Raw genomic sequence first — 15,031 nt, 5'->3', positions numbered from 1 at the left:
CATTATTCAGATACCCGACGCATGAGCAAGGACTGACCGGCCCCTGTCCGGGGAGTTCACCACCCCCTGACGGATGGAGCATCGATCCAGCGACGATTTGCCCGCCGCCGACATCCCGATATGCTGCTCGCGTAAGCCGCGAAACGTGACCACGCCATGCCCAAGCGCAAGACCCAGTCCCCCGCCCCTCCCGCCGATCTCGGGCTGGAAAGCCTGCAGGTGCGCCGCGAGGCGATCTTCCTGGTGCTCGCCCAGGTGCCCGAGGGCTGCGTCGTCAGCTACGGCGAGCTGGCCCGGCTGGCCGGCCTGGGCCGCGCGGCCCGCCTGGTCGGGCGCATCCTCGGGCAGCTGCCGGCCGACACCCGCCTACCCTGGCACCGGGTGATCGCCGCCGGCGGACGCATCAGCCTGCCGCAAGGCAGCCCCTCGGGAACCGAGCAGCGCGCACGATTGCGCGCCGAGGGTGTCAGAATCCATAACGATCGGGTGGACATACGTCGGCACGGCTGGCCTAGCGGCGAGCAGTCCTAGTAGAGTTCGCGTAATTTTCGACCTGCTGGAAAACAACCCCCATGAAAGAGCATTCCTGGCGAGAGGCATGGATTGCCTACAAGTCTCCCGCCAGCCTCGCGCTTTTGCTGCTGGGATTCGCCGCCGGCCTGCCGTACATGCTGGTGCTCTCCACCCTCTCGGTGTGGTTGCGTGAAGCGGGGGTCGCTCGGGAAACCATCGGTTTCGCCAGCTGGATCGGGCTGGTCTACGCCTTCAAATGGGTGTGGTCGCCGATGCTCGACCAGTGGCGCCTGCCCATCATCGGCCGGCTCGGCCGCCGCCGCTCCTGGCTGGTGTTCTGCCAGGGCCTGATCGCCCTGGGCCTGCTCGGCATGGCCCTGTGCAACCCGCAATCGCACCTGAACTGGCTGATCGCCCTGGCGATGCTGGTGGCGTTCGGCTCCGCCACCCAGGACATCGCCATCGATGCCTATCGCCTGGAGATCGCCGAGAACACCCGCCAGGCCGCCCTCGCCGCCTGCTACATGACCGGCTACCGGGTCGCCGTGCTGACGGCCACCGCCGGCGTGCTGTTCCTCGCCGAGTGGGCCGGCTCCAGCGTCCTGCACTACAGCCAGGACGCCTGGGGCATGACCTACGCGGTATGCGCGCTGCTGATCCTGCCCGGCCTGGTCACCACCCTGCTGATGAGCGAACCGACGGTGAACGTGCAGCCGCAGGCCGGCAGCTCGGCGTTCGCCTTCAACCACCAGCTGCTCTCGGTGCTGCAGTTGCTGGTGCTGCTGATCTCCGTGCCGGCGATGCTCACCGCGCTGACCAACCAGGCCTGGCCGCGCGCCGCGCTCTACGCCATCTTCATCGGCATCTGCATGACGCCCCACGGCCGCCGGCAGATCCGCCCGGTGCGCGAGCTGCTGTCGAAGGTGCGCCGTCCGCTGCTGCTCGCCGTGCACGGCAAGGGCCTGCCGCAGTTCGACTTCGTCCACCAGACGGTGTCGGTGATGGTGCTGATCATCCTGCTGGTGACCAGCACCGCGTTCTACGCCATGGCCAACGCCGGCAAGTGGTGGCTGGCCTCGCTGTACCTGCTGATCGCCCTGAGCTGCATTTCGGCGCCGGGCCGCCTGCTGATGGCGCCGGTGCTCACGCCGATCACCGAGTTCGTCCGCCGCTACCGCTGGCAGGCGCTGCTGCTGCTCGGCCTGATCTCCACCTACCGGATGTCGGACACCGTCATGGGCACCATGGCCAGCGTGTTCTACATCGACATGGGCTTCACCAAGGACACCATCGCCACCGTCAGCAAGCTGTTCGGCGTGGTCATGACGCTGCTCGGCGCGGCCGCCGGCGGCGTGCTGATCGCCCGCTTCAGCATCCTGCCGATCCTCTTCGTCGGCGGCGCGGCGTCGGCGGCGACCAACCTCCTGTTCGCCATGCTGGCGCAGATGGGCATCATCGACGACCCGCAGCTGGTGAGCCAGAACGTCTTCAGCCTGCTGAAGATGCTCGAACCCCACGTCACCATGCTGGTGCTGACCATCATGCTCGACAACTTCAGCGGCGGCCTGGCGACCTCCGCCTTCGTCGCCTACCTGTCGAGCCTGACCAACCTGAAGTTCTCCGCCACCCAGTACGCCATGCTCAGTTCCACCATGCTGCTGCTGCCGCGCTTCATCGGCGGCTATTCCGGCGCCATGGTCGAGGGCATGGGCTACGAGCGGTTCTTCTTCTTCACCGCCCTGCTGGGCGTGCCGACCCTGCTGCTGATCGGCTGGCTCTGGCTGCGCGACCGCGGCGACATGCCCAACGGCGAGCCGGAGGAGCGCTCCAAACCCCAGGCGCATCCCAGCGCGGAACGTCACTGAGCGCCATGAAAAAGGCCGGCGAATGCCGGCCTTTTTCATGGAACGCTGGACGCCTCAGCCGACCTCGACCATCTCGCCCTTCACCACCTTCACCAGGCGGTGCGGAAGGGGGATGCCGATGCCCTGCTTGCCCAGCGCATCACGCGCGCTCTCGTTGAACAGGAACATCACGTCCCAGTAGTCGGCGTTCTTCACCCACACGCGCAGGGACAGGGTGATGGCGCTCTCGCCCAGGCCGCTGACCACCGCCGCCGGCGCCGGATCGCGCAGCACGCGCGGGTCCTTGGCCAGCTCCAGGAGCACCGCCTGGGCGCGCTTGAGGTCCGCCTCGTAATCGACGGTGATGTCGAACACCACCTTGCGCTGCGGCTCGGCGGAGTAGTTGGTGATGGTGCCGTTGGACAGCGCGCCGTTGGGCACGATCACCCGCTTGTTGTCGCCGGTGCGCAGCACGGTATGGAAGATCAGGATGCTGTCGACGGTGCCGGTCACGCCCTGCGCCTCGATGGTGTCGCCCACCTTGAACGGGCGGAACAGCAGGATCAGCACCCCGCCGGCGAAGTTCGACAGGCTGCCCTGCAGCGCCAGGCCGATGGCCAGGCCGGCGGCACCGATGGCGGCGACGAAGCTGGTGGTCTGGATGCCGATCATCGAGGCCACGCTGACCAGCAGCAGGATCTTCAGGATGATGTTCACCAGGCTGCCGACGAAGCCGCGCAGCGTGAGGTCGACGTGGCGGCTGGCGAGCAGGCCGCCAACCCGGGTGGTGAGGGTGTTGATCAGCCACCAGCCGATCAGCAGCGTGAGCAACGCCAGGACGATCTGCCCGCTGTAGGCAAGGACCACTGGCAGCCAGGCCTCGGCCGACTTCACCAGACCGTCGTAATTGATATCCATGGATCGATTCCCCTTTGTTCTGCTGGCCGGCAACGCACCGGCCGATTTCCAAATGCCGGAAACAAAACCGCCATGGCCTGGGCCATGGCGGCTCGAACCGGTACCGCGCCGTTACCTGAGACGGCGCGGCGCGAGTTCAGGTTCCCTTCGCGTCAGTCGCGGAAGTTGTTGAACTGCAGCGGCATGCCCAGCGACTCGCCGCGCAGCAGCGCGATGGCTTCCTGCAGGTCGTCGCGCTTCTTGCCGGTGACGCGCACCTGCTCGCCCTGGATGGCGGCCTGGACCTTGAGCTTCTTGTCCTTGATCAGGGCGACGATCTTCTTCGCCAGATCCTTGTCGATGCCCTCGCGGAAGTTCACTTCCTGCTTGACCACCTTGCCGGACGGGTAGGAATCCTTGATCTCCATGCACTGGCTGTCGATCTTGCGCTTGATCAGGCTGCCGCGAAGGATGTCGAGCATCTGCTCGAGCATGAACTCCGCCTCGGCGGTCAGGGTGACGGACTTGTCCTTGGCCTCGAAACTGCACTTGCCCTTCAGGTCGAAACGGCGGTCCAGTTCCTTGGCGGCGTTGTCCAGGGCGTTGGTCAGTTCGTGTTTGTCCAGTTCGGACACCACGTCGAACGAAGGCATGACATCTCTCCAGATGGAAGGCGCGACCCGGTTCACAGTCGGAGTGGCGCCTGGCTTGACGATAAAAATGCGCGGTCATTATAACTGACAAGCAAGACTGCGCCCGGCCCCGAAAACCAAACCAGAGCCGAGCAGGAGCCGGACCCGCGCCGGCATTTCCCCCCGTTCACGAGTCCTTCCATGCCTACCAACCATCTCAGCATCCTGGTGGTCGACGACGCCAAGTTCTCCAGCGCCATGATCGGCCGCGCGCTGAGCCAGGCCGGCTACCAGAATGTGCGCTTCGCCAGCAGCGCCAGCGAAGCGCTGCAACTGCTGGAGAAGGAACCGGTCAGCATCCTCCTCGCCGACTGGCTGATGCCCGAGATGGACGGCCTGGAGCTGACCACCCGGGTCCGCCAGCTCGACGAGAGCGGCGACCACTACACCTACATCATCCTGCTCACCGGCAAGGAAGGCGACAGCGCCCTGGCCGAAGCCTTCGACCGTGGCGTGGATGACTTCGTCAGCAAATCTGCGATGAACGAACAGCTGGTGCCCCGCGTGCTGGCCGCCGACCGCCTGAGCAACACCCTGCTGCGCCTGCTGATGGAAAACCGCCTGCTCACCGAGAACATCACCAGCCTGGAGGAGCGCAACCTGGTGGACAGCGCCACCGGCCTGGGCAACCTGCGATACCTGCGGCAGAAGCTGGCCGACAGCATCCGCCAGGTGGAATCGCGCGGCGGCGCGGTGTGCTACATGCTGATCGGCATTCCGGAGCTGACCGCCCTCGGCCGCCAGCACGGCCCGTCCTTCCACAACGAACTGCTGCACGGCGTCGCCCGCCGCCTGCAACAGCTGGTGCGCCCGCTCGACGTGCTGACGCGCCTGGACGACCAGCACTTCGCCCTGATCACCCTGCTCGAAGACCTGCAGGAGTGCTCGCCGAGCAGCTTCCGCCGCCTGCACGACGGCCTCAACCTCAAGGCCTTCAAGACCAGCGAAGGCTTCATCACCCTCAAGGCCGGCATCAGCCTGCTGGGCCTGGACGCCAAGGCGTTGCCGGTGGACGTCGAGCAATTGATGCAGCAGGCCCGCGCGCTGCTGCCCGACGCCTACGCCAGCGGACGAATCAACGCCAGCCGCCTGACCGGGCTGCGCTAGACTTCGCGGTAAGCCCTCGACGTTCGCGAAGTCCTTCCCATGACCTGGTACATCCTCGGCGCCGGCAGCCTCGGTTGCCTGTGGGCCGCCCGCCTGTCCCGCGCCGGCCTGCCGGTGCGCCTGCTGCTGCGCGACCGCCAGCGCCTCAACGCCTACCGCGCCCTGGGTGGCGTCACCCTGGTGGAAGACGGCCGCGAAAGCCTCTACCCGATCCCGGCGGAAACCGCCGCCCAGGGCGGGCCGATCCAGCGCCTGCTGCTCGCCTGCAAGGCCTACGACGCCGAACCGGCCGCCGCCAGCATCGCGGCCCGACTGGCCCCCGGCGCCGAGCTGATCCTGCTGCAGAACGGCCTGGGCAGCCAGCAGGCGGTCGCCGCCCACCTGCCCCGCGCCCGCTGCCTGTACGCCTCCAGCACCGAAGGCGCATTCCGCGCGGCGGACTACCGGGTGGTGTTCGCCGGCCGCGGCGAAACCTGGATCGGCGACGAACACGACGGCCCCGCCCCGGACTGGCTGGCGGAGCTGCGCGACGCGGGAATCCCCGTGCAGTGGAGCGAGGTCATCCTCGAACGCCTGTGGCGCAAGCTGGCGCTGAACTGCGCGATCAACCCGCTCAGCGTCCTGCACCAGTGCCGCAATGGCGAGCTGGCGGCCCACCCGGCGGAAGTCGCCGGACTCTGCGATGAGCTGGGGCACCTGCTGCACGCCGTCGGCTTCGACAGCGCCGCCCGGGAACTGCAGGGCGACGTCGAGCGGGTGATCGCCGCCACCGCGGCGAACTTCTCCTCCATGTACCAGGACGTCGCCAGCGGCCGGCGCAGCGAAATCGCCTACCTGCTCGGCCACGCCTGCCGCGAGGGCGACCGCCTGCGCCTGGCCCTGCCGCGCCTGCGGGCGCTGCATGAACGGCTGCGCGAGCATCTGCGCGCACGCGGATTGCCCGACACCTGATGGCGGGCTACCCTGCCCGCCTCCCTGTTTCCCTGCGGTTCCGCCCATGCCTTCACCCCTGAACCTGCGCAAGCGCCTGGAAGATCTGCCCGTCGGCCAGAAGGTCCTCGCCGCCCTGCTGGTTCTGCTGGCCACCGTCATGCTGGTGGCCAACCTGGCCTTCATCAGCGCGGCCTACTGGATTTCCCAGGACAGCGTGGCGCCCCAGGCGCTGCAGACCATCGGCCGGCTGATCGCCAACCCCGCGCTCAGCGAACCGGCGCTGGCCTCCCCGACCCAGGCCCAGGTTCTGCTCCAGCAGCTCGACGACTACCAGCCGCTGCGCGCCGCCGCGCTCTACGACGGCGACGGCGAGCGCATCGCCCAGACGCCCGCCGACGGCCCCGTCGCCCTGCCCGAGCGGCTGGACGGCGTGGAGCGCTGGCGACAGCACGAATACCGCCCCAACGCCCTGTTCGAACTGCCCCAGCCCGGGCACAACAGCGGCTACCTGCTGCTGGTGGCCAGCAGCGAGCTGCCCGGCGCCTTCTACACCGGCACCCTCACCGCCAGCCTGGTGATCCTCGCGGTCAGCGTGCTGCTCTGGCTGCTCATCGCCCAGCAGATCCGCCGCCTGATCACCCGGCCGATCCACAGCCTGGAGGAGCTTTCCCGCCAGGTCACCCGCGAGGAGAACTACGCCCTGCGCGCCGAGCGCGGCAACGCCGACGAGATCGGCCGCCTGGCCGACGCCTTCAACACCATGCTGACCCGCATCGAGGCGCGCGAGCAGCAGCTCAAGCGCGCCCGCGACGACGCCCAGGAGGCGGTGGAGCAGGCGCAGTCGCTGGCCGAGGAAACCCGCCGCTCGAACCGCAAGCTGGAGCTGGAAGTCCAGGTGCGCAGCAAGATCGAGAAGAAGCTCACCGGCTTCCAGCACTACCTCAACAGCATCATCGACTCCATGCCCTCGGCGCTGATCGCGGTGGACGAGCAGCTCTACGTCACCCAGTGGAACCAGGAGGCAAGCCGCCTCTCCGGCACCAGCCTGGACGACGCGGTGAACCAGCCGGTGTTCCTCGCCTTCCCTTCGCTCAAGCCGTTCCTGCCGCAACTCACCCGCGCCGCCGAGCAGCACAAGGTGGAGCGCGTCGAGCGGGTCACCTGGGCCCTCACCGACGCCCCGCGCCATTACGCGCTGACCTTCTACCCGCTGATGGGCGGCACCGGCCGCGGCGCGGTGATCCGCATCGACGACATCACCGAGCGCCTGGGGCTGGAAGAGCTGATGGTGCAGTCGGAGAAGATGCTCTCCGTCGGCGGCCTGGCCGCCGGCATGGCCCACGAGATCAACAACCCGCTGGGGGCCATCCTGCACAACGTGCAGAACATCCGCCGGCGCCTGTCGCCGGAGCTGCCGAAGAACCAGGAGGTCGCCGGGGAAGTCGGCGTGCACCTGGAAGACCTCAACCACTACCTGGAAGCGCGGGAGATTCCCAAGCTGATGGACGGCATCCAGTACGCCGGTTCCCGGGCGGCGAAGATCGTCAGCCACATGCTCTCCTTCAGCCGCCGCAGCCACCGCCAGATGACCGCCTGCGAGCTGCCGGCGCTGCTGGAGCAGGCCGTGGAGATCGCCGGCAACGATTTCGACCTCACCGGCGGCTTCGACTTCAAGTCGCTGCAGATCGTCCACGAGTTCGACCCCCACCTGGGGCCGGTGCCGGTGATCGCCAACGAGGTGGAGCAGGTGCTGCTCAACCTGCTGAAGAACGCCGCCCAGGCCATCCACCAGCGTGACGACGAGGAAGAAGGCGAACTCGGCCGCATCATCCTGCGCACCCGGCTGAACCGGCCGTGGGCGGAAATCCAGGTGGAAGACAACGGCTGCGGCATGCCGGAGAAGGTGCGCAAGCGCATCTTCGAGCCGTTCTTCACCACCAAGGAAGTCGGCCAGGGCACCGGGCTGGGCCTGTCGGTGTCGTATTTCATCATCACCAACAACCACAAGGGGCAGATGGAGGTGCAGTCCGAACTGGGCCAGGGCACCTGCTTCACCCTGCGGCTGCCCCTGGGCGCCGAAGTCACTTCCCCCACGCCCCTGCTGGCGGGCGACGATACGGAGCATTGAGTCATGGGCAACCGGCTATCGAAGATCTACACCCGCACCGGCGACAGCGGCGAAACCGGCCTGGCCGACGGCCGCCGGGTACCCAAGCACCACCCGCGGGTGGAGGCCATGGGCGCCGTGGATGAACTGAACTGCCACCTCGGCCTGCTGCTCGCGGGGCTGCATGAGGCCCGCAGCAGCGCCCTGGAAGAGGCGATCATGGTGCTGGCGCCGATCCAGCACCGCCTGTTCGACCTCGGTGGCGAGCTGGCGATGCCGGAATACCGGGCGCTGAACGATGCCGAAGTGGAGCGGCTGGAGCAGGTCATCGACCGCTGGAACGAAGAGCTCGGGCCGCTGAAGAACTTCATCCTGCCCGGCGGTTCGCGCCTGGTGGCGCTGGCCCACCTGTGCCGCGCCCAGGCGCGCAACGCCGAGCGGCGCTGCCAGCAACTCAATGCCGAGGAGCCGCTGGACGGCACGGTAATGCGCTACCTGAACCGTCTGTCTGACCTGCTGTTCGTCGCCGCGCGCTTCATCGCCCGGCGCCAGAGCGTGGACGAGATTCTCTGGCAGGCTGCCGAGAAGCCTGCCTGATCGACTGTTCCTACAAGAAAACGGCGGCGCAGGCGGTTGGCGTAGGAGCGGACCTTGTCCGCGAAATCCGTCGCGGCGGAATTCTCGCCGCCAGGCAATCCTCCGTGCGTCGCGCCCGCTCAGTCCATGGCGCTCATCCTCAGCGCCGGAGTGGCGGCAAGACTTCGCGGACAAGGTCCGCTCCTACAGAACGCACCGCGTAGGATGGTGTGGAGCGAAGCGATACCCATCATGGACCTGGCAGCCGCCGGTGATGGGTATCGCAAGCTCCACCCATCCTGCGAAGAAAAATCGCCGGCGGTTCCTGAGCTGAAGGCACCGCCAGCGCTTATGCCGAGCCACGACAGAGGCCGGCCAAGGCCAAGCGGTGGATAACCTCGAAGGCCATCCACCCTACGCCAGCCTCAACCGTCGGCCTTCGGCCAGAACGCGCGGATCCCCGCCACGCCCTGCGCCCCGGCCTGCCAGGCGCGCTCGACGTCCTGCGGGCCGACGCCACCGAGCAGGAACACCGGCTGGTTGAAGCCCTCGATCAGCTCGGCCGCGGCCTCCCAGCCCAGCGCCGGCTCGCCCGGATGGCTCTGCGTCGGCTGCACCGGCGACAGGGTGACGAAGTCCACGCCCATGCGGGTCGCCAGTTCCAATTCCTCGGCGCTGTGACAGGACGCCGCCAGCAGGCGCTCGCGGGGGAACGGGCGGCCGTTGGGCGCGTACTTGCGCAGTTGCTCGGACGTCAGGTGCCAGCCGGCCGCCGGGAAGTCCCCCAGCCACTCCAGCGGACCCTTGAGCATCAGCTGCGCCTTGCCGGCGCAGAGGCCCTGGATATCCACCGCGAGGTCGCGGTACTCGGGGCTGTACATGTTCGGCGCGCGCAGCTGGATCAGGCGGATGCCGCCGGCGACGGCGGCGCGCACGCCCTGCACCAGCTGCGGAATCTCCAGGCCGTCCGGGGTGATCAGGTAGCGGTCCGGCAGGCGCGCGGCATGCACGATGGGCGCGTTGGCCGCCGGGAACTCGTAGTCCGGCAGGTCGCGCGAGGCGACCCAGGCCAGCGGCTGGCCTTCGGCGCCATGGGGCGTGCCGGTGAAAGCGGAGACTTCCCAGACATCCAGCAGCACATGCTTGTCGCTGTAGTCGTGCTGCACGCGGATCAGCGGACGCGCCTGCTCGACCTCGATGCCCAGTTCTTCCTTCAGTTCGCGGGCCAGGGCGACCTGCACCGCTTCGCCCTCTTCCACCTTGCCACCGGGAAACTCCCAGAGACCGCCCTGGTGCTTGTCGTCCGGACGGCGGGCGATCAGTACCCGGCCATCGAGTCCGCGAATCACGGCGGCGGCGACATGTACTCGTTTCACAGTGCTACTCCTCAATCCGATTCAGGCAGGGCCCGCGCAAAGGAGGATTCTACCGTCATTGGACTGCCGCTTCAGGCGCGTTCGACCATCGCCGCCTCCAGCCAGGGACGGAAGGCCGGCCAGGCGTAGATCGCATCGACGTAGTTCTGCGCCTCGATGGGCAGGGTCACGCAGTAGCTGCGCAGACGTGTGGCGACGGGGGCGTAGAAGGCGTCGGCAATGCTGGCGTGGCCGAACAGGAAGGGGCCGTCCTGGCCGAACTGCTGGCGGCACAGCGCCCAGAGTTCGACGACGCGGGCGATATCCGCCGCCACCGCTTCCGGCACCTGCGCCAGCGGCTGGTTGCGCTGGATATCCATCGGCATGTGCGAGCGCAGCGCCATGAAGCCGCTGTGCATCTCCGCGCAGACCGAGCGCGCCAGGGCGCGGGCGGCTTCGCCACGGGGCCAGAGATGGGCCTCGGGGAAGCGCTCGGCGAGGTATTCGGCAATCGCCAGGGAGTCCCAGATCACCCCGTGCTCGCACTTGAGCGCCGGCACCTTGCCGCTGGGCGAGTGCTCACGGATACGCCGGATGACGTCCTGCCCACCGAGGGGAATGAGGACCTCCTGGAACTCGGCGCCGGTAAGTTGCATGGCCAGCCAGCCGCGCAGGGACCACGAGGAAAGATTCTTGCTGCCGATGATCAGGGTGAGGGACATGGACGCGATGCTCTTGAAGGTCAGTCAGAAAACCTTAAAGCGCTCCAGCCATGAAAACAAATTCCCGATTTTCATCCTTCGATGAAAATCGGGAATCCGAATGGAGCACGGCGTCAACGCGGGGTCGGCGCCGGAGCTACGCAACGATCAGGTGCGGTATTCCGCGTTGATCTTCACGTACTCGTGGGACAGGTCGGTGGTCCAGATGGTCTCGCTGCAGGTGCCACGGCCGAGGTCGATGCGGATGGTGATCTCCTCCTGGGCCATCACCCTGGCGCCCTGGTCCTCGCTGTAGCTGGCGGCGCGGCAGCCGCGGCTGGCGATGCAGACCTCGTCCAGGTACACGTCGATCAGGCTCACGTCCAGGTTCGGCACGCCGGCGCGGCCGACGGCGGCGAGGATGCGGCCCCAGTTGGGGTCGGAAGCGAACAGCGCGGTCTTGATCAGCGGCGAGTGGGACACGGCGTAGCCGACGTCCAGGCACTCCTGGTGATTCGCGCCGCCGTTCACCTGCACGGTGACGAACTTGGTGGCGCCTTCGCCGTCACGGACGATGGCCTGGGCCAGCTCCATGGAGATTTCCAGCACCGCCTGCTTCAGCGCGGCGAACAGCGCGCCGCTGGCGGCGGTGACTTCCGGCAGCGCGGCCTGGCCGGTGGCGACCAGCATGCAGCAGTCGTTGGTGGAGGTGTCGCCATCGATGGTGATGCGGTTGAAGGACTTGTTCGCCGCGTCGCGCAGCAGGTCCTGCAGCACGCCCTGGGCGACCTTGGCGTCGGTGGCGATGTAGCCGAGCATGGTGGCCATGTTCGGCTTGATCATGCCGGCGCCCTTGCCGATGCCGGTGACGGTGACGGTCACACCGTCGTGCTGGAACTGGCGGCTGGCGCCCTTGGGCAGGGTGTCGGTGGTCATGATGCCGGTGGCGGCATCGGCCCAGTTGTCCACGGACAGGTTGGCCAGCGCGGCGGGCAGCGCGGCTTCGATCTTCTCGACCGGCAGCGGCTCGCCGATCACGCCGGTGGAGTACGGCAGCACGGCGTCTTCCGGCACCCCGGCCAGCTCGGCCAGCTTGGCGCAGGCGCGGGCGGCGGCGGCCAGGCCCGGCTCACCGGTGCCGGCGTTGGCGTTGCCGGTGTTGGTCAGCAGGTAGCGCACCGGACCGAGGAAGCGCTTGCGCGCCAGGGTCACCGGGGCGGCGCAGAAGGCGTTGGTGGTGAACACGCCTGCCACGCGGGAGCCTTCGGCGCATCGCATCACCACGATGTCCTTGCGGCCGGGTCGCTTGATGCCGGCGGAAGCGATGCCGAGTTCGAAACCGGGGACCGGGTGCAGGGTGGACATGGGGCCGAGACCAACAGCCATGTGACGCGCTCCTATCGAAACAGTGGATCAGGTGAGAAAAACGCCGCGAGCGGCTGGGCCGGTCGCGGCGTTGGTATCAGGGTCGGGAGGACTTTAGTCCACCTGACCGTGGCAGTGCTTGTACTTCTTGCCGGAGCCGCAGGGGCACGGCTCGTTGCGGCCGATCTTCGGCTCGTTGCGCACGGGCTCCATCGGTACCACGTTGGCCGGGGCCTGCGGCAGCTCGCCGTCTTCATCCTGCTCGCCGGTAGCCATCTCCACGGACGGCGCGGCGGCATGCTGGAACTGCATGCGCTTGGCCATTTCCTCGGCTTCGCGGCGCAGACGGGCCTCTTCCTCGGCCGGGTCCTCGCGGCGGACCTGGACGAAGGACAGCACGCGGATGGTGTCGCGCTTGACGGAGTCCAGCAGTTCCTGGAACAGGTTGAAGGACTCGCGCTTGTATTCCTGCTTCGGGTTCTTCTGCGCGTAGCCGCGCAGGTGGATGCCGTGGCGCAGGTGATCCATGGTGGACAGGTGGTCCTTCCACAGGTCGTCCAGCACGCGCAGCAGCATCTGCTTCTCGAAGGTGCGCAGGGCTTCGGCGCCGGCGAGGTCTTCCTTCTCGTTGTAGGCGGCCACCAGCTCGGTGAGGATCTTCTCGCGCAGGGTCTCTTCGTAGAGCTTTTCGTCTTCGTCCAGCCACTGCTGCACCGGCAGCTTCAGGGCGAAGTCGCTGTACAGCGAAGCTTCCAGGCCGGCGATGTCCCACTGCTCGGGCAGCGACTGCGGCGGGATGTGCTGGCTGATGGTGTTGTTCAGGGTTTCCTCGCGGAACTCGACGATGGTGTCGCCGATGTTGTCGGCCGCCAGCAGGCTGTTGCGCATGTGGTAGATCACCTTGCGCTGCTCGTTGGCGACGTCGTCGAACTCCAGCAGTTGCTTGCGGATGTCGAAGTTGCGGCCTTCGACCTTGCGCTGGGCCTTTTCGATGGCGTTGGTCACCATGCGGTGCTCGATCGCCTCGCCCGGCTGCATGCCCAGGGCCTTCATGAAGTTCTTCACCCGGTCGGAGGCGAAGATGCGCATCAGGTGGTCTTCAAGAGACAGGTAGAAGCGGCTGGAACCCGGGTCGCCCTGGCGGCCGGCACGGCCGCGCAACTGGTTGTCGATACGGCGGGATTCGTGGCGCTCGGAAGCGATCACGTGCAGGCCGCCGGCCTCGATGACCTGCTGATGGCGCTTCTGCCAGTCGCCCTTGATCTGCGCGACCTGCTCGTCGGTGGGGGTCTCCAGCGCGGCGACTTCCACTTCCCAGTTGCCGCCCAGCAGGATGTCGGTACCCCGGCCGGCCATGTTGGTGGCGATGGTCACCGAGCCCGGACGACCGGCCTGGGCGATGATCTCGGCTTCCTTCTCGTGGTACTTGGCGTTCAGCACCTTGTGCTCGATGCCGGCCTTCTGCAGCAGTTGCGAGACGTATTCGGAGGTTTCGACCGAAGCGGTACCGACCAGGATCGGACGGCCCAGCGCCTGGCACTGCTGTACGTCGGTGATGATGGCGGCGTACTTCTCGTCCTGGGTCAGGTAGACCAGGTCGTTGAAGTCCTTACGGGCGACCGGGCGGTGGGTCGGGATCACCACCACGTCCAGGCCATAGGTCTGGCGGAATTCGAAGGCCTCGGTGTCGGCGGTACCGGTCATGCCCGCCAGCTTGGCGTAGAGGCGGAAGTAGTTCTGGAAGGTGGTCGAGGCCAGGGTCTGGCTCTCGGCCTGGATCGGCAGGTTTTCCTTGGCCTCGATGGCCTGGTGCAGGCCTTCGGAGAGGCGGCGGCCCGGCATGGTGCGGCCGGTGTGCTCGTCGATCAGCAGGACCTGGTCGCCCTGGACGATGTACTCGACGTTCCGGTTGAACAGGGTGTGGGCGCGCAGCGCGGCGTAGACGTGGGTCAGCAGGCTGAGGTTGTGCGCCGAGTAGAGGCTCTCGCCCTCGGCCAGCAGACCGTTCTGGGTCAGCAGGTCCTCGACGTATGCATGGCCCTGTTCGTTGAGTTCGACCTGGCGGGTCTTCTCGTCGATGCTGTAGTGGCCCGGCTGGGTCACCTGGCCTTCGACTTCCTCGATGTGACGCGTCAGGCGCGGGATCAGCTTGTTGATCCGGATGTACAGCTCGGAACTGTCTTCGGCCTGGCCGGAGATGATCAGCGGGGTGCGCGCTTCGTCGATGAGGATGGAGTCCACTTCGTCGACCACGGCGAAGTTCAGCTCGCGCTGGAACTTGTCTTCCAGGCTGAACGCCATGTTGTCGCGCAGGTAGTCGAAGCCGAATTCGTTGTTGGTGCCGTAGGTGATGTCGGAGGCGTAAGCCGCGCGCTTCTCTTCCGGCGGCTGGAACGGGCTGACGATACCGACGGTCAGGCCGAGGAATTCATACAGCGGACGCATCCAGTTGGCGTCGCGGCGGGCCAGGTAGTCGTTCACGGTGACCACGTGCACGCCTTTGCCAGCCAGGGCGTTGAGGTAGACCGCCAGGGTACCCACGAGGGTCTTGCCCTCACCGGTACGCATCTCGGCGATCTTGCCTTCGTGCAGGGTCATGCCGCCGATCAGCTGGACGTCGAAGTGACGCATGCCCATCACGCGCTTGCCGGCCTCACGGGCGACGGCGAAGGCTTCGGGGAGGATCTGGTCGAGGGTCTCGCCCTTGGCCAGGCGCGCCTTGAACTCCTCGGTCTTGGCCTTCAGTTGCTCATCGGAAAGCGCCACCATCTGGGGCTCGAGCGCATTGATGGCCTGGACCTGCTTGACCATGCGCTTCACTTCACGCTCGTTCTTGCTTCCAAAGAGTTTTTTCAACAAAGGCGCAAACATATCGACTGGGTCATCCGAACTGGAGAATTGGAGGGCTGCCCGACTGGCTGGCCGCGGCGCGGAACGGCAA

The 15,031-nt window shown here is 67.1% G+C and carries 11 protein-coding genes and 1 pseudogene; 6 read left to right on the top strand and 6 right to left on the bottom strand.

Annotated elements, in window-relative coordinates; genetic code table 11:
- Positions 1-156 precede the first annotated feature (156 nt).
- Both AC3B6A_RS05535 and AC3B6A_RS05530 read left to right on the top strand, forming a co-directional pair.
- Positions 157-531, top strand: coding sequence for an MGMT family protein (locus tag AC3B6A_RS05535; protein WP_488401290.1), 375 nt, complete (start codon positions 157-159; stop codon positions 529-531).
- A gap of 41 nt (positions 532-572) precedes the next feature.
- Positions 573-2,378: an AmpG family muropeptide MFS transporter gene (locus AC3B6A_RS05530; protein ID WP_488401289.1), complete on the top strand. Its 1,806-nt coding sequence runs from the start codon at positions 573-575 to the stop codon at positions 2,376-2,378.
- 54 nt (positions 2,379-2,432) lie between these two features.
- Here the strand turns inward: AC3B6A_RS05530 and AC3B6A_RS05525 are convergent, their stop codons facing one another.
- The gene (locus tag AC3B6A_RS05525; RefSeq protein WP_488401288.1) at positions 2,433-3,275 is read right to left on the bottom strand and encodes a mechanosensitive ion channel family protein; all 843 of its coding nucleotides are present in this window, start codon (positions 3,273-3,275) and stop codon (positions 2,433-2,435) included.
- 152 nt (positions 3,276-3,427) lie between these two features.
- Positions 3,428-3,907, bottom strand: coding sequence for a YajQ family cyclic di-GMP-binding protein (locus AC3B6A_RS05520; protein ID WP_488401287.1), 480 nt, complete (start codon positions 3,905-3,907; stop codon positions 3,428-3,430).
- A gap of 77 nt (positions 3,908-3,984) precedes the next feature.
- Here AC3B6A_RS05520 and AC3B6A_RS05515 point away from each other — a divergent pair.
- The 4 genes and pseudogenes from AC3B6A_RS05515 to AC3B6A_RS05500 all read left to right on the top strand — a co-directional run bounded on the left by AC3B6A_RS05515 (position 3,985) and on the right by AC3B6A_RS05500 (position 8,690).
- Positions 3,985-5,053 (top strand): annotated as a pseudogene (locus AC3B6A_RS05515) (response regulator).
- Positions 5,054-5,092: 39 nt separating this feature from the next.
- A complete protein-coding gene (locus AC3B6A_RS05510) occupies positions 5,093-6,004 on the top strand; it encodes a putative 2-dehydropantoate 2-reductase (RefSeq protein WP_488401286.1) in 912 nt (303 codons plus the stop codon).
- Positions 6,005-6,062: 58 nt separating this feature from the next.
- Positions 6,063-8,114, top strand: coding sequence for a sensor histidine kinase (locus tag AC3B6A_RS05505; RefSeq protein WP_488403523.1), 2,052 nt, complete (start codon positions 6,063-6,065; stop codon positions 8,112-8,114).
- A gap of 3 nt (positions 8,115-8,117) precedes the next feature.
- Positions 8,118-8,690, top strand: coding sequence for a cob(I)yrinic acid a,c-diamide adenosyltransferase (locus AC3B6A_RS05500; protein WP_488401285.1), 573 nt, complete (start codon positions 8,118-8,120; stop codon positions 8,688-8,690).
- A 404-nt stretch (positions 8,691-9,094) separates the two neighbouring features.
- Here the strand turns inward: AC3B6A_RS05500 and AC3B6A_RS05495 are convergent, their stop codons facing one another.
- From AC3B6A_RS05495 to secA, 4 genes are all read right to left on the bottom strand, one after another.
- Positions 9,095-10,045 carry a Nudix family hydrolase gene (locus AC3B6A_RS05495; RefSeq protein WP_488401284.1) on the bottom strand — a complete coding sequence of 317 codons (951 nt, stop codon included), beginning with the start codon at positions 10,043-10,045 and terminating at the stop codon, positions 9,095-9,097.
- A 71-nt stretch (positions 10,046-10,116) separates the two neighbouring features.
- Positions 10,117-10,746 carry a glutathione S-transferase family protein gene (locus AC3B6A_RS05490; RefSeq protein ID WP_488401283.1) on the bottom strand — a complete coding sequence of 210 codons (630 nt, stop codon included), beginning with the start codon at positions 10,744-10,746 and terminating at the stop codon, positions 10,117-10,119.
- Positions 10,747-10,893: 147 nt separating this feature from the next.
- Entirely contained in the window at positions 10,894-12,111 is a 1,218-nt protein-coding gene (gene argJ, locus AC3B6A_RS05485) for a bifunctional glutamate N-acetyltransferase/amino-acid acetyltransferase ArgJ (RefSeq protein ID WP_488401282.1), read from the bottom strand.
- Between the two features lie 93 nt (positions 12,112-12,204).
- On the bottom strand, positions 12,205-14,961 hold the full coding sequence (secA, locus tag AC3B6A_RS05480) for a preprotein translocase subunit SecA (RefSeq protein ID WP_488401281.1): 2,757 nt from the start codon (positions 14,959-14,961) through the stop codon (positions 12,205-12,207).
- Positions 14,962-15,031 lie beyond the last annotated feature (70 nt).

Source organism: Pseudomonas sp. B12(2026) (assembly GCF_057767015.1).
Note: the sequence above shows the minus strand (reverse complement) of the source record. Positions and strands in the feature narration are given on the sequence as shown.